The 18,233-nt window shown below is 71.4% G+C and carries 17 protein-coding genes and 2 pseudogenes; 6 read left to right on the forward strand and 13 right to left on the reverse strand.

The window, feature by feature from the left end; translation table 11 throughout:
* The first annotated feature begins 5 nt into the window (after positions 1-5).
* Positions 6-1,133, forward strand: a complete 1,128-nt coding sequence (locus tag A0130_00550) for a hypothetical protein (GenBank protein ANF30372.1) — start codon at positions 6-8, stop codon at positions 1,131-1,133.
* Between the two features lie 9 nt (positions 1,134-1,142).
* Here the strand turns inward: A0130_00550 and A0130_00555 are convergent, their stop codons facing one another.
* The 8 genes and pseudogenes from A0130_00555 to A0130_00590 all read right to left on the reverse strand — a co-directional run bounded on the left by A0130_00555 (position 1,143) and on the right by A0130_00590 (position 8,991).
* A complete protein-coding gene (locus A0130_00555) occupies positions 1,143-1,958 on the reverse strand; it encodes a hypothetical protein (protein ANF33233.1) in 816 nt (271 codons plus the stop codon).
* Positions 1,959-1,992: 34 nt separating this feature from the next.
* On the reverse strand, positions 1,993-2,436 hold the full coding sequence (locus tag A0130_00560; GenBank protein ID ANF30373.1) for a hypothetical protein: 444 nt from the start codon (positions 2,434-2,436) through the stop codon (positions 1,993-1,995).
* A 40-nt stretch (positions 2,437-2,476) separates the two neighbouring features.
* Complete coding sequence (locus tag A0130_00565; GenBank protein ANF30374.1) at positions 2,477-3,610, reverse strand: 3,4-dihydroxyphenylacetate 2,3-dioxygenase; 1,134 nt, start codon at positions 3,608-3,610, stop codon at positions 2,477-2,479.
* Positions 3,611-3,655: 45 nt separating this feature from the next.
* Positions 3,656-5,203: a 5-carboxymethyl-2-hydroxymuconate semialdehyde dehydrogenase gene (locus A0130_00570; protein ID ANF30375.1), complete on the reverse strand. Its 1,548-nt coding sequence runs from the start codon at positions 5,201-5,203 to the stop codon at positions 3,656-3,658.
* Positions 5,204-5,229: 26 nt separating this feature from the next.
* A pseudogene (locus A0130_00575) lies at positions 5,230-5,909 on the reverse strand (GntR family transcriptional regulator).
* A pseudogene (locus A0130_00580) lies at positions 5,891-7,323 on the reverse strand (hypothetical protein). The pseudogenes A0130_00575 and A0130_00580 overlap by 19 nt, the downstream one beginning before the upstream one ends.
* 85 nt (positions 7,324-7,408) lie before the next feature.
* A complete protein-coding gene (locus A0130_00585; GenBank protein ID ANF30376.1) occupies positions 7,409-8,221 on the reverse strand; it encodes a 5-keto-4-deoxy-D-glucarate aldolase in 813 nt (270 codons plus the stop codon).
* Positions 8,206-8,991, reverse strand: a complete 786-nt coding sequence (locus A0130_00590) for a 2-oxo-hepta-3-ene-1,7-dioate hydratase (protein ID ANF30377.1) — start codon at positions 8,989-8,991, stop codon at positions 8,206-8,208. The genes A0130_00585 and A0130_00590 overlap by 16 nt, the downstream gene beginning before the upstream one ends.
* 150 nt (positions 8,992-9,141) lie before the next feature.
* Between A0130_00590 and A0130_00595 the strand changes: the two genes are divergently transcribed.
* Both A0130_00595 and A0130_00600 read left to right on the forward strand, forming a co-directional pair.
* Positions 9,142-9,390: a prevent-host-death protein gene (locus tag A0130_00595; GenBank protein ID ANF30378.1), complete on the forward strand. Its 249-nt coding sequence runs from the start codon at positions 9,142-9,144 to the stop codon at positions 9,388-9,390.
* Entirely contained in the window at positions 9,387-9,803 is a 417-nt protein-coding gene (locus A0130_00600) for a hypothetical protein (protein ID ANF30379.1), read from the forward strand. Before A0130_00595 ends, A0130_00600 begins: the two co-directional genes overlap by 4 nt.
* Here A0130_00600 and A0130_00605 read toward each other — a convergent pair.
* Both A0130_00605 and A0130_00610 read right to left on the reverse strand, forming a co-directional pair.
* On the reverse strand, positions 9,777-10,607 hold the full coding sequence (locus A0130_00605; protein ANF30380.1) for a hypothetical protein: 831 nt from the start codon (positions 10,605-10,607) through the stop codon (positions 9,777-9,779). The two genes, A0130_00600 and A0130_00605, sit on opposite strands and share 27 nt — an antisense overlap.
* A complete protein-coding gene (locus tag A0130_00610) occupies positions 10,604-13,165 on the reverse strand; it encodes a hypothetical protein (GenBank protein ID ANF30381.1) in 2,562 nt (853 codons plus the stop codon). The genes A0130_00605 and A0130_00610 overlap by 4 nt, the downstream gene beginning before the upstream one ends.
* A 155-nt stretch (positions 13,166-13,320) precedes the next feature.
* On the opposite strand from A0130_00610, the gene A0130_00615 reads away from it, so the two are divergent.
* Positions 13,321-13,734: a hypothetical protein gene (locus A0130_00615; GenBank protein ANF30382.1), complete on the forward strand. Its 414-nt coding sequence runs from the start codon at positions 13,321-13,323 to the stop codon at positions 13,732-13,734.
* On the opposite strand, the gene A0130_00620 is transcribed toward A0130_00615, so the two are convergent.
* Positions 13,716-14,582, reverse strand: a complete 867-nt coding sequence (locus tag A0130_00620; GenBank protein ID ANF30383.1) for a transcriptional regulator — start codon at positions 14,580-14,582, stop codon at positions 13,716-13,718. The genes A0130_00615 and A0130_00620 overlap by 19 nt on opposite strands.
* Before the next feature lie 101 nt (positions 14,583-14,683).
* Between A0130_00620 and A0130_00625 the strand changes: the two genes are divergently transcribed.
* Positions 14,684-15,562, forward strand: coding sequence for an oxidoreductase (locus A0130_00625; protein ANF30384.1), 879 nt, complete (start codon positions 14,684-14,686; stop codon positions 15,560-15,562).
* 108 nt (positions 15,563-15,670) lie between these two features.
* Entirely contained in the window at positions 15,671-17,074 is a 1,404-nt protein-coding gene (locus tag A0130_00630; protein ID ANF30385.1) for an MFS transporter, read from the forward strand.
* A gap of 121 nt (positions 17,075-17,195) precedes the next feature.
* On the opposite strand, the gene A0130_00635 is transcribed toward A0130_00630, so the two are convergent.
* Both A0130_00635 and A0130_00640 read right to left on the reverse strand, forming a co-directional pair.
* Positions 17,196-17,999, reverse strand: a complete 804-nt coding sequence (locus tag A0130_00635; GenBank protein ID ANF30386.1) for a hypothetical protein — start codon at positions 17,997-17,999, stop codon at positions 17,196-17,198.
* Between the two features lie 28 nt (positions 18,000-18,027).
* The gene (locus A0130_00640; GenBank protein ID ANF30387.1) at positions 18,028-18,225 is read right to left on the reverse strand and encodes a hypothetical protein; all 198 of its coding nucleotides are present in this window, start codon (positions 18,223-18,225) and stop codon (positions 18,028-18,030) included.
* Positions 18,226-18,233 lie beyond the last annotated feature (8 nt).

Consider the following 18,233-nt stretch of genomic DNA (forward strand, 5'->3'; position numbering starts at 1 on the left):
ACGGCATGGCTGCGCGTGTGATCGTCATCGGTGCGGGCGTCGTGGGCGCCGCGACCGCCTGGTCGCTGACCCGCGAGGGAGCATCCGCGGTGCTCCTCGAAGCGTTCGAGCGGGGACACGACCGGGGGTCGTCCCATGGCGGGTCGCGGATCTTCCGGCACGGCTACTCCGCACAGGACTACGTGGAACTGTCCGTCCGGGCGCGCCAGGGTTGGACGCACCTCGAGCGCGTCAGCGGGCGTCGCCTCCTCGATCCGACCGGGGCTGTCGACCACGGCGACCTCGCGGCCCTGACGGCGATCGCCAAGGCTCAGGATGCGGCCGAGCTGCGGTACGAGTGGCTGACCGCGGATGCGGCGGCGGCGCGCTGGCCCGGGCTGCGGTTCGAGCAGCACGTGCTGTTCAGCCCCGGGGGCGGCCGGCTGCGTGCGGCGGACGCGATCGAGGCGCTGCTGGATGCGGCGGCGGCCGGGGGAGCGGACCTGCGATTCGGCGTGCGGGTGACGGACATCGCCGAGGCAGGCGACGGAGTGACGGTCACCGCCTCCGACGGCGTGCACACCGCCGACGCCGTCGTGGTCGCGGCCGGATCGTGGACGCCCGAACTGCTTCGCCCGTTCCTGGACGCGAGGGGTCTCGAGCTGCCCACGGTCCGCGTCACCGAGGAGCAACCGGCCCACTTCCCGCTCCTGCCCGGCCCGCCGGACAGCGAGGCGGCGTGGCCGAGCTTCGTGCACCATCCCACCGAGGAGGGCGTGACCGGCGCGTACGGCTTGCTGACGCCCGGCGAGGGCGTGAAGGTCGGCTTCCACGGCGTCGGGCCCGAAGTGGACCCGGACCGGCGCGACCGCACGATCGACCCGGACCGGCTGGCCGGGCTGCAGCGGTACGTCGCGGACTGGGTGCCGGGCGTCGACTCCACGCGGCCGGAGGGCATCAGCTGCCTCTACGACAGCACCGCCAAGGAGGACTTCGTCCTCGACCGGGTCGGCCCGGTGGTGATCGCGACCGGTTTCTCCGGCCACGGGTTCAAGTTCGGGCCGGCGCTGGGTGACGTCCTCGCGCGCCTCGCGCTGCACGGCGAGCCGGCGCCGAACCGCTTCCAGCTCGCGGTGGCCGCCCCCGACGCCTGAAAACCGGCGTCAGCGGCGCGTCGGGTCGAGGTTCACGCCGACCCCGTACTTGAGCTCGGGATCGGTGTTGGTCTGCGTCATCCACGGGTTCAGCCAGAGCAGCTGCGATGGGGTGATGCCGAAGCGATGAGTCACCGCGGTGATCGTGTCGTACCGATTCGGCACGTACGTGGTGAGCACGCCGTTCTCCGTCAGCACCTTCCCGCGGGCGAACGGGATGGTGCCGGAGTCCTTCACCGTGAGCCCCGGGTACGGGGAGGGCAGGGTCCACGTGAGGGTCGCGGCGGCGAACACCCGCGCGTCCCCGGGCAGCCTCTCCTCGATCGAGTGCAGCCAGCTCGGGTCGCCGAAGGCCGTGAACTGCCCGCCGATGGGCAGCACCAGCTCGCCGTCCGCCTCCGTGCGGTCCAGAGGTGACACGAGCTCGAACTGCGGGTTGATCTGGATGCTGTCCGGCCGGCCGTCATGGCGCGTGCCGGTGAGGAAGAGACTGAGGCCCCTCAGATCGGCGGTCGTCGGGTCGTCCGGTGTGATCCGGACCTCGATCGCGCCCTGGTCGTCGACCGTCACCTGCACCGCGCCGGTCAGTGGTCGATCCGCGCGCGGGTCGTCGATCGTGTCGTGCGCGATGGGCAGGAGCTGCCCGGTGGCGACGGTCTCGCCGCGCATCTTCAGCTGCGGGTACGCCGCGGCGGCAGGCTGGGCGTCCGGCGAGTCGACCGCCGCGGGCGTCGGCGACGGATGGGGCGGGGGCGCGAGCAGCGCGCATCCCGATGTCAGCCCAACGGCGGCGACCACGACCAGGGCCGCGGCGACTCGACCCACCCCCCAACGGATCATGAGCCGACCCTAGCAGCGCTCACTCCACGACGAGAGGAACCCAGTAGCCCGCACAGGAGTGGCTTCCCGTGTCGTCGCATTCGTCGTACGGGCTGCCGGTGACGTTCAGTACCGCGTCTCCGCGCGGAAAGGTGGCGGGCACCGTCAGCTCGGCCTCGAAACGCCCGTCGCGGGCGACCGCGACGTGCAGCGGCGGGGTGGAGAGCTCCCGATGCTGGAGAACGACGGTGTACAGCCGATCCCGCGCGTAGCCGAGGTCGCAGGAGGCGGCACCGCTCGAGAGCGCGACCGTCTCACCGGGATGCACCACGGCCGGGCGCGCGTGCAGCGGCGCGGGAAGGCACATGACCGCAGGCCGGATGATGCCGGCCGACTGAGCCGCAGTGGCGAGGCCGACGGCTCCGACGGCGACGACGACCGTCAGCGCGGTCGCCGCCCCGATCACCCACGCGCGCCGTCCCATGGCGACATCCTGGCCGACCCGGGACCTTCCGCGCGAGAGCTCAGACCTGCGCGCCGAGCTTGAAGCCCTGCGCCTCGTCGCCCTTGCGGGTGTACGAGAAGCCGTCGGCGCCGATCGTGACCTCCATCTCGGAGTCGTCGGTGCGGCTGGTGAGCGGCTGCGGGTTGCCGTCGAGGTCGAGCACGAGCGACGCCTCCGTGTACCAGGACGGGACGACCGGGTTGCCCCACCAGTCGCGGCGCTGGTTGTCGTGCACGTCCCAGGTGACGACGGGGTTGTCGGGGTCGCCGGTGTAGTAGTCCTGCGTGTAGATCTCGACGCGGTGGCCGTCGGGGTCGCGCAGGTACAGGTAGAAGGCGTTCGAGACGCCGTGACGGCCGGGGCCGCGCTCGATGCAGTCGCTGCGGCGCAGGGCGCCGAGCTTGTCGCAGATGGCGATGATGTTGTGCTTCTCGTGCGTGGCGAAGGCGACGTGGTGCATGCGCGGCCCGTCGCCTCCGGTCATCGCGGTGTCGTGCACGGTCGGCTTGCGGCGCATCCACGCGGCGTAGGTGGTGCCGGCCTCGTCCTGGATGTCCTCGGTGACGCGGAAGCCGAGGTCCTCCATGTAGGCGACGGCGCGCGGGACGTCCGGGGTCACCTGGTTGAAGTGGTCGATGCGGACCAGCGCGCCGGGGGTGTACAGGTCGTAGCGCCAGGCGAGACGCTCGACGTGCTCGACCTCGTAGAAGAACTCATATGGGAAGCCGAGCGGGTCCTCGACGCGCACCGAGTCGCCGACGCCCTTCGTGAAGCCCTCCGCGCGACGCTCCACGCGGCACCCCAGCTCGGAGTAGAACTCGACGGCGCGGTCGAGGTCCTCCGGGGTGCGGACACGGTACGCGAAGGCGGCTACGGCGGCGACCGGACCCTTCCGCAGCACGAGGTTGTGGTGGATGAACTCCTCCATAGACCGCAGGTAGACGGTGTTCTCGTCCTCCTCGGTGACGACGAGGTCGAGCACGTCGACGTAGAACTCGCGGCTGGCGGTGAGATCGGTGACGACCAGCTCCATGTAGGCGCAGCGCACCACGTCCGGCGGGGTGGCCCTCGGCGTCGGGATGCGGTTCACGGGGGCCGGGATCGGGTCGCCGTCGGTGACGGTCGGCTCGGGGGAGTCAGGGGTGATGGTCATGGTGGTGCTCTCTCTGCGCTGAGGGTGGGTCGGGAAAACGGGAGGTCAGGCGTCGCCGGCGTCCTCGGCGGCCTCGGCCGCCTCCTCCGGCTGGTGCACGGAGGCGCCGAACCGGGCGGTGTGGACCGGGCCCAGGGTTATGTGGACCGCCTGCTGGTCGGTGTAGAAGTCGATCGAGCGGTAGCCGCCCTCGTGTCCGAGACCCGAGGCCTTCACGCCGCCGAAGGGGGTGCGCAGGTCGCGGACGTTGTGCGAGTTGAGCCACACCATCCCGGCCTCGACGCTCCCGGCGAAGGTGTGCGCGCGTTCGAGGTCGCTGGTCCAGATGTACGCGGCGAGGCCGTACTTGACGCCGTTGGCGAGCTCGAGCGCCTCCCCGTCGGTGTCGAACGGGGTGATTGCGACGACCGGGCCGAAGATCTCCTCCTGGAAGATGCGGGCGTCCGCCGGCACGTCGGCGAAGACCGTCGGCGCGACGTAGTTGCCGGTGTCCAGCCCCTCGGGACGGCCGCCACCCGCGATCAGGCGCCCCTCCTGCTTGCCGAGCTCGACGTACGACATGACCTTCTCGTAGTGCTCCGGGTGCACGAGCGCGCCGACCTCGGTCTTCGGGTCGTGCGGGTCGCCGACGACGATGTTCTTCGCGCGCTCCGCGTACCGCGACAGGAACTCGTCGTAGATCGGCCGCTCGACCAGGATGCGCGAACCGGCGGTGCAGCGCTCCCCATTCAGCGAGAAGACGCCGAAGAGGGTGGAGTCGATCGCCGCGTCCAGGTCCGCGTCCGCGAAGACGACGGCGGGGGACTTTCCGCCCAGCTCCATCGACAGGCCCTTGAGGTACGGAGCGGCGTTCGCGAAGATGATCTGCCCGGTGCGGCTCTCGCCGGTGAACGAGATGAGCGGCACATCCGGGTGCTTCACCAGCGCGTCCCCGGCCTCCTCGCCGAGGCCGTTGACGAGGTTGAACACACCGTCCGGCACGCCCGCGTCACGGAAGATCGTGGCCCAGAGCGAGGCCGACAGCGGCGTGAACTCGGCCGGCTTCAGCACGACGGTGTTGCCGGTCGCGAGTGCGGGAGCGAGCTTCCAGCTCTCCAGCATGAACGGCGTGTTCCACGGCGTGATGAGCCCGGCGACGCCGATCGGCTTGCGGTTGACGTAGTTCAGCTGGCTGCCGGGCACTTTGTAGGCGTCGTCGGCCTGCGCGACGATCAGGTCGGCGAAGAAGCGGAAGTTCTCCGCGGCGCGTTGCGCCTGTCCAAGCGCTTGAGTGATGGGGAGGCCGGTGTCGAAGGTCTCCAGCTCGGCGAGCCGAGCATCCTGCGCCTCGACGGCGTCGGCGATGCGGTTCAGGACGCGGGCGCGCTCGCGGGGCTTCATCCTCGGCCACGGCCCGGTCTTGAAGGCGCGCGTGGCGGCGGCGACGGCGAGGTCGATGTCCTCCTTCTGCCCGGCGGCGGCCTGCACGTAGGTCTCGTTCGAGACCGGGTCGAGCACGTCGAAGGTCTTCCCCGAGACGCTGTCGACGAACTCGCCGTCGATGAAGTGCTGGATCCTGTCGGGAAGGTCAGCGGGGATGTGGTGCTGCGCCATGGCGCGGCCTCCTGTCGGTCGGTGGGTCAGTGCTGCTTGTGTTCGTTCTGGTACGCCTGCAGCGAGTCCAGGGTGGCGAGGCGGTGGTTCCGCGCGGCGAGCTCGATGTCCAGCGGGGGAGCGCCGGACTCGATGAGGGTGAGGATGTGCTCGTGCTCGTCGACCGACTCGCGGGCGCGGCCCGGCACGAAGCTGAAGGTGGAGTCGCGGAGCACGGTGAGGCGGTTCCAGCCGCGGTGCACCAGGTCCAGGATGTGCGGGTTCGGGCACTCCTCGAACAGCACCGCGTGGAACTCCTGGTTCAGCTGGGTGAACCGATGCGGGATGAAGTCGTCGAGGCACGCGATCATCTCGCGGTTGACCGCACGCGCGCGCTCCAGGTGCTCGGCGGTGAGGAACGGCGCCGACTGCTGCGTCGCCGCGCCTCCACGAGCGCCAGCGTCTCCATCGTCCAGGTGTACTCGGCCTCCTTCAGCAGGGCGACCTGGGCGCCGACGTTCTTCTCGAACGTCACCAGCCCCTCGGCCTCCAGGCGGCGGATGGCCTCGCGCACGGGGACGACGCTGATGTCGAGCTCGCCCGCGATCTGCCCGAGCACGAGCCGGAACCCCGACACGTAGCGCCCGTCGTCGATGCGCGCCCGGATGAAGTCGTAGGCGAGCTGCGACTTGCTCGGCGCGACCGTCTTCACTGCTGCGTCCGCCATGCGCGGTACCGTTCTTTCCACTCGGCGTTCATCGGGAACAGCCCGTCGACCGGGTGACCGGCCGCCACCTGCTCGGCGATGTACTCCTCTTCGCGCTCCTGCTCGATCGCCGCCTCCGCGACCTCCTCGACCAGGGCGGGCGGGATGACCAGCAGGCCGTCGGCGTCGCCCACGATCACGTCGCCTGGCTGCACGGTCGCGCCGCCGCAGGCGATGGTCGTGTCGGTGTCCCACGGCACGTGCTTGCGGCCCAGCACCGCCGGATGCGGGCCGTTGTGATAGGTCGGGATGTCGAGTGCGGCCACCACGGCGAGGTCGCGGACGCCGCCGTCGGTCACGATGCCGACCGCGCCGTTCACCTGGGCGCGCAGCGCGAGCACGTCGCCGACGGTGCCGCTGCCGCGCTCGCCGCGGGCCTCGATGACGAGCACCTCGCCAGGGCCGACGGCGTCGAAGGCGCGCTTCTGCGCGTTGTAGCCGGCGCCGTGGGACTCGAAGAGATCCTCGCGGTTCGGGACGTAGCGGAGGGTGCGCGCTGTGCCGACCACCTTCGTGTCGGGGCGGGTGGAGGTGAGACCGTCGATGCTGACGTTGTTCAGGCCGCGCTTGCGGAGCTGGGAGCTGAGGGTCGCCGTGGCGACGGAGGCGAGCTTGGCGCGGAGGTCGTCCGTCAGCGTCCACGCGGGTGTTTCGGGAGTGCCATATGCTTCCGCCCGCTGGTGATCGTCGACGCTGGGCTTCGTCCCGAAGTCGCCGAACGGGATGCTGCCGGCGGTGATGCGGGTGACCAGGCGGCCGGTGGTCGGCGCGCCCGGGGCGGTGGGCGCATCCACCTCGACCTCGACGGTGTCGCCGGGTCCGGTGACGGACGAGCCGGCCGGAGTCCCGGTCAGGATGATGTCGCCCGGTTCGAGCGTCATCAGCTGGGAGAGGTCGGCGACGAGGCGGCCGAAGGGGAAGAGGAGGTCGTCGGTCGTGCCCTCCTGGACGAGCTCGCCGTTCAGCCAGGTGCGGACGCGGAGGGCGTCCGGATCGAGGCCGGTCGCGTCGAGGACGGACGGCCCGAGCGGGTGAACCCGTCGCCGCCCTTGGAGCGGACGTTGGAGCCCTTGTCGGCGGCACGCAGGTCGTAGAGCCCGAAGTCGTTCGCGGCGGTCACACCGGAGACGGCCGCCCAGCCGTCCTCGGGCGAGACGCGGCGGGTGGGGCGGCCGATGATCAGCGCGATCTCACCCTCGAAGGCGAGGAGCTCGGTCCCGGAGGGGCGCTCGAGTTCGCCTCCGGTCGCGGCGACGGAAGAGGACGGCTTGAAGAAGTACGACGGCTGGGCCGGGGTACGGCCACGCTGAGCGGCGCGGGACCGGTAGTTCAGGTGCACCGCGATGATCTTGCCGGGGCGGCTGATGTCGGTCACGTGCGTGGGGCTCCTCGTCGTCGGGGAAAAGTCCGGAGGACTGTATTCAGGATTGTATACGATCCGCTGGAGCTGGGCAATGCAGTCAATATGCGGCGGGGGCCGGCCCGCCGCCGGGATCGCCGATGAAGCGGTCCGCCAACGCCTCGGACGCGCGCGCCAGCAGGGTCACGTCGGACCCCACCAGCACGTACGCGGCGCCGGCCGCCGCGTAGCGGTCGGCCATGGCGGGGTCGAAGGCGTTGACGCCGACCGGGGTGCCGGATGCGCGTCCCGCCTCGATCACGCGCTCGACGGCCGCCGCGACGTCCGGGTGGTTCTGCTGACCGAGCAGGCCCATCGACGCCGCGAGGTCCGCGGGTCCGACGAGCAGCGCATCCACGCCGTCGACCGTCGCTATGTCGGCGGCCGCCGCCAGGCCGTCAACGGTCTCGATCTGCACCGTCAGCGACACCAGCTCGTTCGCGCGCGCCAGGTAGTCCGGGATGCGGCTCCAGCGCGACGAGCGGGCCAGAGCGCTGCCCACGCCGCGCACGCCGTGCGGCGGGTAGCGGACGGCGCGGACCATGTCCTCCGCCTGCTCCACGCTGTCGACCATCGGCACCAGGATGTTCTGCGCACCCAGGTCGAGCAGCTGCTTGATCACGACGGTGTCGCCGTACGGCGCGCGGACCACCGGCACGGCCGGGTAGGCGGCGACCGCCTGCAGCTGGGCCAGGACCGACTCCAGCCCGATGGGGGAGTGCTCGCCGTCGATGAGGACGATGTCGAGCCCGCTACCCGCGCAGATCTCCACGGCGAGCGCGCTGCCGCCGCAGGACCACATCCCGAACAGCGTGCGATCCGCTGAGCGCAGCCGGTCGGCGAACGTGGGTGTCGGGTCTAGACGAATCGGCATGTGACGGCTCCCAGGGTTCCGTAGTCGGCGTGGACGGTGTCGCCGCGCTCCACCCACATCGGGCGGGTGAACGACCCGGCGAGCACGATGTCGTTGGCCTCGAGACGGGTCCCGTGCTGGGCGAGCTTGTTCGCCAGCCAGGCGACGCCGGTGGCGGGATGGTCGAGGACGGCGGCGGCGACGCCCGACTCCTCGATCGTCTCGTTGCGGTAGAGCAGGGCGCCCACCCAGCGCAGGTCGACCGCGTCCACGGACACCGGGCGGCCGCCGACGACCATCCCGCCCATGGCCGCGTTGTCGGAGATGGTGTCGACGATGGTGCGGCCCTGCAGCTCGATGCGGGAGGACAGGATCTCGAGCGCGGGCACGACGTACTTCGTCGCGTCCAGGACGTCGTAGAGGGTGACGTCCGGCCCCTCGAGCGCCTCGCGCAGCACGAACGCGAGCTCGACCTCGATGCGCACGTTCGAGAACCGGTCGAACGGGATGACGGAGCCGGTCTCGTAGACCATGTCGGCGAAGATCGCGCCGTAGTCGGGCTCGGTGATGCCGGTCGCCTGCTGCATCACCTTCGAGGTGAGCCCGATCTTGCGGCCCACCAGCCGCCGCCCGTCGGCCAGGCCGCGCTCGACCCAGACCCGTTGGACCGCGTAGGAGTCCTCGACGGTCATTCCCGGATGGCGGGCGGTCAGCAAGGGGACCGTGGTGCGGTCGCGCTCCGCCGCGGCGAGCTCGTCCGCGATCGCCTGGATGGTCGGGCTGTCGAGCACGCGGGCTCCCTTCGACGTCGGAGGAGGGGCGGCAGGCCCCGTTGTGGATCGTATATCATCCGGCGGCGGTTGCCTATTGCGGCCATGCGGAAATGGATGAGCGGGAAACGTGACAGCGTTGTGCCTACATCGCACCATCAGGAGGTCCCCATGGCGATCATCACAGCACGGGAGTTCAATCACGACGTCTCCGCGGCCAAGCGCAGCGCGACGGCGGAACCGCTGATCATCACCGACCGAGGCGAGCCCGCCTACGTGCTCCTCACCTTCGCGGACTTCGAGCGCATGACCGGGCGGCAGAAGAACATCGTCGATCTCCTGCGGCAGGACGATCCGGAGAGCGACTTCGATGTCGACTTCCCTCGAGCGGTGCTCACGTTCAGGGACGTCGAACTGTGAAGTTCCTGCTGGACACGATGGTCTTGTCGGTGACGAGGCGACCGCAGCGGTCCGATCCGCGGGTGGTCCGTTGGCTCGAGGCTCAGAACACCTATTCGCTGCACATCTCAGCGATCACAGTCTTCGAGATCGAACGGGGAGCCGCGCTGAAGGCACGAACCGATCCGACCCAGGGCGATCGCCTGCGTCACTGGGTGGACGAGGTGGTCGACCAGTTCGCAGACCGGATCCTGCCGGTCGACCACGAGGTGGCGACCGTGGCGGCCGGATACCACGTGCCAGACCCCTGTCCTGAGACGGACGCGATCATCGCCGCGACCGCCGAAGTGGCTGGACTGGCGGTCGTCACCCGAAACGCGCGAGACTTCGAGCGCTTCGACGTCCCGTTATTCGATCCGTGGCAGCTGCGCTGAACGCCGCCGCGCCTCGGCCCACCCGTACAGCGCCGCGTACGCGACCAGCGACACCGTCATGCCGCCCACGAACAGCGGCGCCGAGGGCCTGGACCACAGGAGCTCGCCGCCACGCAGCGCCAGCGCGAGCAGCATGAGCGCGAGGGCGAGCAGTTGCGCCTGGAAGATCTGCCGGAAGGCGCTCCATCGGGCGTCGCCGAGCATCCAGAGGTTCACCATCCCGGGCAGGGTCAGGATGGCGCCGCACACCCGTGCGGTCAGCGGCGTCAGCGGCCACGCCCACACCGCTATGCCGACCTGCGGCACCAGGAAGAGCACCAGCCCGGTCACGAGCGACCCGATCCCGATCAGCGCGAGCAGGATGCGCACCCACGCGGGCAGCAGCACCTCCTGCGGCGACGGCGACCGGTCGTCCTCCCCGCGGTTCAGGATCATCGCCACGAGGATGAGGAACGGCGTCGTCACGTAGAGGGTCACCCAGACGTTGAACGACAGGAAGCCGAAGTGGAAGCGGTCCCAGTGCAGGAACGTCGCCACGGCGAGCAGCGTCGCGAACAGCAGGACCGCCGGGAATCCGTGGCGCACCGACCGCCAGGTGTTCGGCCGGACGACGTGCACGAAGAACACGACCCCGCCGGCGTAGGCGCTGCCGAGCAGCATGGCGGTGAGCGGCGGCAGGATCGTCCACGCGAACAGCGCGTCGGTCGTGTCGGCGAGCGGGTACAGCAGCACGAACGCCGCCACCAGGAACGGGACGATGATCGCGCCCGCCACGCGTGTGTAGGGGTGGATGCGGTCGCTCACGCGTGTCCCTGCGCTTCGGCCACGGCGTCCTCGACCGCGAGGGCGCGCCCCTCCGCCACCGCGGCGTCGAAGGCGTCACGGTCGGCGCCGGCCGCGAGCATCCGGTCGACGAACAGCTGGTGGAACGTGAACGCCGGGACGTTGTGCAGGCCCGTGCGTTCGCGCAGGGCGACCACGGCGCCGAGCAGGTGTCCGGCGCGCCGCACGTCGCCCGCGAGCGCGGCGACGCCGACCATGCCCTCCAGACCGTAGGCGATGCCTTCGACATGACCGAGCCGGACGGACAGGGCGAGGCACCCGGCGAAGTCGGAGGTCGCCCCGGCGGGATCCCCCAGCAGCAGACGCGCCCAGCCGCGGTGGTGCTGCGCGATCGTGACGCCCAGCTCGTCGCCGTTGTCGCGCGCCAGCGTGAGGCTCTCCTCGAACTGCGCGAGCGCCGCATCCACCTGCTGCCGCAGCAGCGCCGCTCGGCCGAGCATGACGTGCGCCATCGCCTGGCCCCAGCGGTCGCCGCAGTCGCGGAACAGGCCGAGGCTGGACTCCATCGCGCGGTCGGCGGCAGCGGGATCCGGTTCAGCCGACGCGAGGACCGCCAGCGCGACCGAGATGAGCGCGAGCGCTTCTCCGTCGGGGTCGCCGGAGCGGTGGAAGAGGTCGGCGCTCTCCGTCAGCATCCCCACGACGGTGCCCTCGTGGTCCTGCCAGAACGCGATCGCCTGCGTGAAATACAGGGCGATGGCGCGGGTGCGGTCGTCGAGGGGGTCGCCGCTCGCGAGCGGCCGCTCCATCCAGCCGCGCACCTCGCCGAGCAGGCCCGACACCCACCAGTAGACGTAGAGGCTCCAGGCGAGGTGCGCGGCGCGTTCCCAGTCCCGTCGGTCGAGCAGGTACCCGACGGCCGCCCGCAGGTTGCCCGTGTCGTCGGCCAGCCGCATGACCCAGGCGTGCTGGGCCGCCCCCTCCAGCTCGGGATCCGCGCGGTCGCCGAGAGCGAGGAAGTAGGCCGCGTGGGCGTCGCGGGCCCGTGCGAGCGCGCCATCCTGCTCCAGCTGCTCGAGCGCGTACTCGCGGACCGTGGCCAGCAGCGAGAACCGCGTCGTCTCCACCCGGTCGTGCTGTCGGACGAGGCTGTTGTCCACGAGCGCGGCCAGCGAGGAGAGGGTGTCGGCCTCCTCGGCCGCGGGCTCGGCGGTGGCCGCGATGACGGACTCCGCCGCCTCCAGGCTGAAACCGCCCTCGAACACGCCGAGGCGGGACAGGGCCACCCGCTCGGACGGCTCCAGCAGCTGGACGCTCCAGTCGATGGTCGCCCGCAGCGTCCGCTGCCGCTCCGGCAGGTCGCGGGCGCCGCCGACGAGCAGCGGCAGGCGGCGGTCGAGGCGGCGCGCCAGCTCGGCGGGAGGGAGCACCCGGATGCGGGCTGCGGCGAGCTCCAGGGCGAGCGGGACGCGGTCCAGCGCCGCGCAGATCCGCTCGACGTCGGCCGCGTTCGACTCCGTGACCTCGAAGTCCGGGCGGACGGCGCGGGCGCGCTCCACGAACAGCGCGACCGCGTCGCCGTCGGGGAGCGGGCCGAGGTCGTAGCCGCGCTCGCCTCCCACCCGGAGCAGGGACCTGCTGGTGACCAGGGCGGCGACGCCCGGTGCGGCGGCGAGGAGGGCGGTGACCGCGGGCGCCGCGGCGAGCGCCTGCTCGAAGTTGTCGAGCACGAGCAGCAGGCGACGGTCGCGGAGCGCGGTCGTCACCTTGTCGTCGAGCGGCGCGTCGCCGGTGTCCCGCACGCCGAGCGAGCGGGCGAGGGCGACGGTGAGGCCCGCGGCGTCGTGTACGGGCGTGAGGTCGACGAAGACCGACCCATCGGGGAAGCGCTCCGCCATGCCGGCGGCCGTCGCGATGGCGAGCCGGCTCTTGCCGATCCCGCCGGGGCCGAGGACGGTGACGAGTCGTGCCCCTTCGTCGAGCATCCGCCGGACCGCGGCGATGTCGTCCTCGCGACCCACCAGCGGAGTGAGCGGCACAGGGAGGGACGTCGCCGGTGCGCTCGCGGGGACAGCGGGTGCCGAAGGTGCGGCTGCAGGGCCCGCCGCCGCCCGGCTGAGCTCGAACCGCTCGGCGAGCAGCACGGCGAGGTCCGCCTCCAACAGCACCTCGAGCTCCCCGGCCGACTCGAAGTACTTGAACGAGGCGTGGTCGTCGTCCCGGATCCGTGCCAGCAGCTCCGACAGCCGCTCCTCACGGGCCGGGGCCGGATCCTTGATGTAGATGAGCCGGGGGAGGTCGGGCGGGCAAAGGTTGTACTCGTCCTCCAGCCCCGACACCTCTTCGTCGGGCGCGACCCAGCCGTAGCGCTCCCAGTACAGCCCGACGAAGACGTCGCTCTGCTCCAGGTACGCGCGGTAGAGCTCCCGCGGCGGATGCGGGCGCGCACCCAGCTCGAACATCACCGGCGCCAGGTGCAGACGCTCGATCGCGGAGCGCGCCGCCCGGCGTTCGGCGGCGAGCTCCTTGAGGGTCGAGCTGACGAAGATCCGCAGCCGCTGGTCGGGCGTCCGGATCACGGGAGGCCCCGGAGTCATGCCCGCATTGTGGGACACCCGACCAGGCGTGCAACAGGGGGCGGATGCGGCGGGTGCGCCCCGGACAGGGGCTGACGTCGGCGGCCCCTCGCCGGAAGACTGGGCGGAGATCCCGAGAGAGGTGGACGATGACCGCAGTGCCCGGATGGTATGCCGACCCGAGCGGACCCGGCGGGCTTCGGTACTGGGATGGCGTGGCGTGGACCCAGCACGTGCAGCCGGCGCAGCCCGTGCCGGTCGCTCCTGCGCCCACGTACCCGCCTCAGGCGTACCCGTACTACGCGCCGACCGTGCCGGCCAAGAACAGCAAGGCGACCAGCGCGTTCGTCTGGGGCATCATCAGCATCATCAGCATCGTCATCAACCCGTTCGCCCTCCCGTCCATCCTGGCGATCGTGTTCGGCGCGCAGGGGCGCCGGGTGGCCGAGCAGCTGGAGGCGGCGGGTCAGCCGAACTCCGGGCGGGCCCGCGCGACCTCCGGACTCGTCGTCGGCATCGTCGGCGCCGCGCTCTTCGTCGTGTGGATGTTCCTCTACTTCAACCGCAACTGACGGCCGTGGGCCGGCTCGTCCCGGTCGCGCGGCACGTCATCCAGGAGGGTGCTGAGCGCCGCGGCCGATGCCGACCCCGGATCGGCGTGGTAGATCACGAGCAGCTGACCCCCAGAGTCCCCGATCGGCAGCTTCTCACGACTGAGCTCAAGCATCCCGAGCCGCGGATGGTCGAGCCGCGCGACACCGCCGCCCAGACCGCGCACGTCGTGGCGCGCCCACAGGCGGCGGAAGTGCTCGCTGCGCAGTGACAGCTCGCCGACCAGTTGGGCGATGCGGGGGTCCGCGACGTCGCTGCCGATGGAGGCGCGGAACGAGGCGATCAGACCGGCGGTGGCCTGCTCCCACTCCGGGTAGAGCGCACGCTCGGCGTCGTCGAGGAACAAGGACCGCAGACGGTTGCTCCCGGGCGCAATGGCGGGGGAGAGGGCCGTGGCGAGCGGGTTCGCGGCGAGCACGTCGAACATCCGGTCCTCGACGAAGGCGGGGAGATCCAGGGAGTCGAGCAGCTGCAGGATTCCCTTCGGCACCGTGCGGCGGACGGCGCGGCGGGCCGCAGGCGGCTTCGGCTCGGCCAGGCTCAGCAGGTAGGCGGTCGCGTCGGGGTCGAGGTCGAAGACGCGCGCCAGGGCGGTGAGCACCTGCGGGGACGGATGCCGATCGCGTCCCTGTTCCAGGCGCAGGTAGTAGTCGGCGCTGATCCCCGCCAGCGTGGCCACCTCCTCGCGGCGCAGCCCCGGAGTGCGGCGCACCCCTGTCACGCGCAGGCCGACCGCCGCCGGATCGACCAGCTCGCGGCGGGCGCGGAGGTACTCGCCGAGGGAGTTGGGATCGGAGCGCGTCGCCACGTGCCGAGTCTAGAAGTGTCCACAGGCCGCAGCCAGGTCCTCTCATCCCCAGGATCGCGGCGGCACTGCCTGTTCGCTTGACGGGCGCGCAGAGTGGATGCATGACCGATTCCGAACAGACCCTCTCCACCCTCCCCGGCGGCACCTACCGCGCCGGAGACCTCGACCTCACCCGCGTCGGCTACGGCGCCATGCAGCTCGCAGGCCCCGGCGTGTTCGGCCCGCCGGCCGACCGCGACGAGGCCATCGCGGTGCTGCGCGCCGTGGTCGAGGCGGGCATCACCCACATCGACACGGCCGAGTTCTACGGGCCCCACGTCACCAACGAACTCATCCGGGAGGCGCTCGCCCCCTATCCGGAGCAGCTCCACATCGTGACCAAGGTCGGCGCGGAGCGCGACGCCGACGGTGGCTGGCCCCACGCGCGCTCGCCGCAGCAGCTGCGCGATCAGGTGCACCAGAACCTCCGTTCGCTCGGGCTGGAGGCGCTCGACGTGGTCAACCTGAGGGTGGGAGGCTTCGACCGCCCGGAGCCCGGGTCGCTCGCCGACCAGTTCGGCGCGCTGGCCGACCTGCAGCGCGAGGGGCTCATCCGGCACCTGGGGTTGAGCACGGTGTCCGCCGAGCAGCTCTCCGAGGCCCAGTCGATCGCGCCGGTCGTGACGGTGCAGAACTTCTACAACATCGCCAATCGACACGACGACGCGCTGATCGAGCAGACGGCGCGCGAGGGGATCGCGTACGTGCCGTACTTCCCGCTGGGCGGCTTCAGCCCGTTGCAGTCCGGGGAGCTCGCAGCCGTCGCGACCCGGTTGGAGACGACGCCCCTGGCCGTCGCGCTCGCCTGGCTGCTCCAGCGATCGCCGAACCTCCTGCTTATCCCGGGCACGTCCTCGGTGGCGCATCTCCGTGACAACATCGCGGCCGCAGGGCTCGTCCTGCCCGAGGACGTGGTGCGAGAACTGGACGCGATCGGCTGACGAACGGGGAGCGCACATCGCCCGTTGCGTCGGATGCGAAATCGTATATCATTGCCGCACGGAGCGCCGCTCCGGACGATGATGTCAGCATTCCGGGAGTACACGACGATGAGCACATCCCCTTTCACGCCGACCGGCAGCTTCCGGTCGCCGACCGACCGCCGCCGCGTGGTCTTCGCCACGGTGATCGGCACCACGGTCGAGTGGTACGACTTCTTCATCTACGCGTCCGCCGCCGGACTCGTCTTCGGGCAGTTGTTCTTCGCCCCGGCGGGACCGCAGTTCGCGACCGTGCTGTCGTTCCTCACCGTGGGCGTCAGCTTCCTGTTCCGTCCGCTCGGCGCGTTCCTGGCGGGGCACTTCGGCGACCGGTACGGCCGGCGCCGGGTGCTCGTCGCCACGCTCATCCTGATGGGCCTGGCGACGGCGCTCGTCGGCCTGCTGCCGACGTACGAGGCGATCGGGATCGCCGCGCCCATCCTGCTGGTGCTGCTCCGCGTCCTCCAGGGCATCTCGGCGGGCGGCGAGTGGGGCGGCGCCGTCCTGATGGCGGTCGAGCACGCGCCGACCGCCAAGCGCGGCCTGTTCGGTGCGTCGCCGCAGATCGGCGTTCCGCTCGGGCTCCTGCTCGCATCCGGGATCATGGCCCTGATGACGGTGATCGCGCCTGGCGACGCCTTCCTCGCGTGGGGATGGCGGGTGCCGTTCCTCCTGTCGGTCGTACTCATCCTCATCGGCTACTGGGTACGCCGTCGCGTCGAGGAGAGCCCGGTGTTCACCGAGATCGCCGAGCGCCGGGCGCGCACCCGCATGCCGATCGTGCAGCTGTTCCGCAAGCACTGGCTGCTGGTGATCGTCGCCGCGTTCGTCTTCGCCGGCAACAACGCGGTCGGCTACATGACCACGGGCGGGTACATCCAGAACTACTCGACCAACCCGGAAGGTCCGCTGAAGCTCGAGCGCGGTCCGGTGCTCTGGGCGGTCGCCGCGTCGGCGGTGACCTGGCTGGTGGCGACGTGGGTCGCGGGCTGGCTGAGCGACCGCATCGGCCGTCGCACGACCTACATCGTCGGCTGGATCCTGCAGCTGGTCGGGGTGTTCACGCTGTTCCCGCTCGTCAACACGGGCAACGTCGGGCTGCTGTTCCTCGGGCTGGCGATCCTGACGATCGGTCTCGGCTTCACCTACGGACCGCAGGCGGCGCTGTACTCGGAGCTGTTCCCGGCCTCGATCCGCTTCTCGGGGGTGTCGATCTCGTACGCGATCGGCGCCATCCTGGGCGGGGCCTTCGCGCCGACCATCGCCACCGCGCTCGTGCAGGCGACCGGCAGCACGCTCTCGGTGACGTGGTACCTCGCCGGCATGACCGTGCTCGGCCTCCTCGCGACGCTCGTGCTGCGCGACCGCACCGGCATCCCGCTCGGCCCGGACCACGAGGCCGAGCAGGAGGTCAGCCCCATCCGCGGCATCCGCACTGCCGAGCCCGCCCCCGAGCGCGCCTCCGCGCGCTGACGCACCCGCTCGGCTCCGCCCCCATCCAGTCCGCCCCGCTATCGAGTCCGCAAAGAGTGCCCGCGACACGCCGTCGCGAGGTGCATTCTTTGCGGACTCGATGGCGTGTGGCGCCGCCGGCTCAGAGGGTGAGGAAGCGCATCAGGTGCGGGGCGAGGGCATCCGCCGAGACGTCGTGCGTCTGGCCGGCGACGATCTCGTAGGTCCCGTCCTGGGCGCCGGACGCGACGCCCTCCGCGCCGAGGCGCAGGAAGTCGGGGGTCTGCTCACCGGCGAGACCGAGAATCGGCACGGAGACCGCCTGCAGGAGATCGTCCGGCACACGGCTGTCGCCCATGGCGGCGTCGTCGTAGGCGAGCGTCGGCGCGAGCGCCAGCGTCGCGTCCCAGCCGGGCGAGTGGCGCATCCCCTCGATGCCCGCCTCCGGCACCCCGACGCGACGGAGGAACAGCGCGACGGCGCCCTCCCGGTCGTCCGCCGCGAGTGCGGCCTGCAGCTGCTGGGTGTACGCCTGCGCGGACGGCAGCATCGGGTCGGGCAGGTACGGCGGCTCGTAGACGGCCACGCGGGGGACCCGGTCCGGTCCGAGCGCGGCGGCCGCCGCCAGCGCCAGAGCCCCGCCCGACGACATCCCTAACAGCGACGCCGATCCGCCGGCCGCGTCGATCAGCGCGGCCAGGTCGTCGATCTCGCGTGCGACGGCGGTCGCGCCCGCGGCGGGGTCGGCCAGCGCGTCGGTGCTCTCGCCCCGGCCACGCCGGTCGTAAAGCACGACAGTCAGCCGGTCGCGCAGCGCTGCGGCGATGGGACGCATGGGGCCGGCATCACGGAAGCAGAGCGCGCCGTCGACGAGGATGACGGCCGGCCCGCTCCCGTCGAGCTCGTATGCGAGGGAGGTGCCGTCGGAGGAGGTGACCGTGCTCATGGCCGCCAGCGTATCCCTCCGCCCGCTCTCAGCGCCCCTGACGCCGCCGCACCCCGAAGCCGATGAGCACCGCGCCGCCGATCGCGACCAGCACTCCGGCGCCGCGGACGAGCCACTGCACGTCACCGGTCGCGGCGTCCACCAGCAGAGGTCCGACCAGTCCGACGACGACGAGCGCCACTCCGAGGATGAAGAACCAGGGTGACCCGTTCGTCCGCTCGACCATGCCCCGAG

Source organism: Leifsonia xyli, assembly GCA_001647635.1.
Lineage (GTDB): Bacteria > Actinomycetota > Actinomycetes > Actinomycetales > Microbacteriaceae > Leifsonia > Leifsonia xyli_A.

What these genes read in the sequence shown, in the direction of transcription:
- A0130_00595 (ANF30378.1), top strand. Translation starts at nt 9,142, where the DNA reads ATGGCGATCATCACAGCACGGGAGTTCAATCACGACGTCTCCGCGGCC.
- A0130_00630 (ANF30385.1), top strand. Translation starts at nt 15,671, where the DNA reads ATGAGCACATCCCCTTTCACGCCGACCGGCAGCTTCCGGTCGCCGACC.
- A0130_00585 (ANF30376.1), bottom strand. Translation starts at nt 8,221, where the DNA reads ATGCCGATTCGTCTAGACCCGACACCCACGTTCGCCGACCGGCTGCGC.
- A0130_00550 (ANF30372.1), top strand. Translation starts at nt 6, where the DNA reads ATGGCTGCGCGTGTGATCGTCATCGGTGCGGGCGTCGTGGGCGCCGCG.
- A0130_00565 (ANF30374.1), bottom strand. Translation starts at nt 3,610, where the DNA reads ATGACCATCACCCCTGACTCCCCCGAGCCGACCGTCACCGACGGCGAC.
- A0130_00560 (ANF30373.1), bottom strand. Translation starts at nt 2,436, where the DNA reads ATGGGACGGCGCGCGTGGGTGATCGGGGCGGCGACCGCGCTGACGGTC.
- A0130_00640 (ANF30387.1), bottom strand. Translation starts at nt 18,225, where the DNA reads ATGGTCGAGCGGACGAACGGGTCACCCTGGTTCTTCATCCTCGGAGTG.
- A0130_00625 (ANF30384.1), top strand. Translation starts at nt 14,684, where the DNA reads ATGACCGATTCCGAACAGACCCTCTCCACCCTCCCCGGCGGCACCTAC.
- A0130_00570 (ANF30375.1), bottom strand. Translation starts at nt 5,203, where the DNA reads ATGGCGCAGCACCACATCCCCGCTGACCTTCCCGACAGGATCCAGCAC.
- A0130_00635 (ANF30386.1), bottom strand. Translation starts at nt 17,999, where the DNA reads ATGAGCACGGTCACCTCCTCCGACGGCACCTCCCTCGCATACGAGCTC.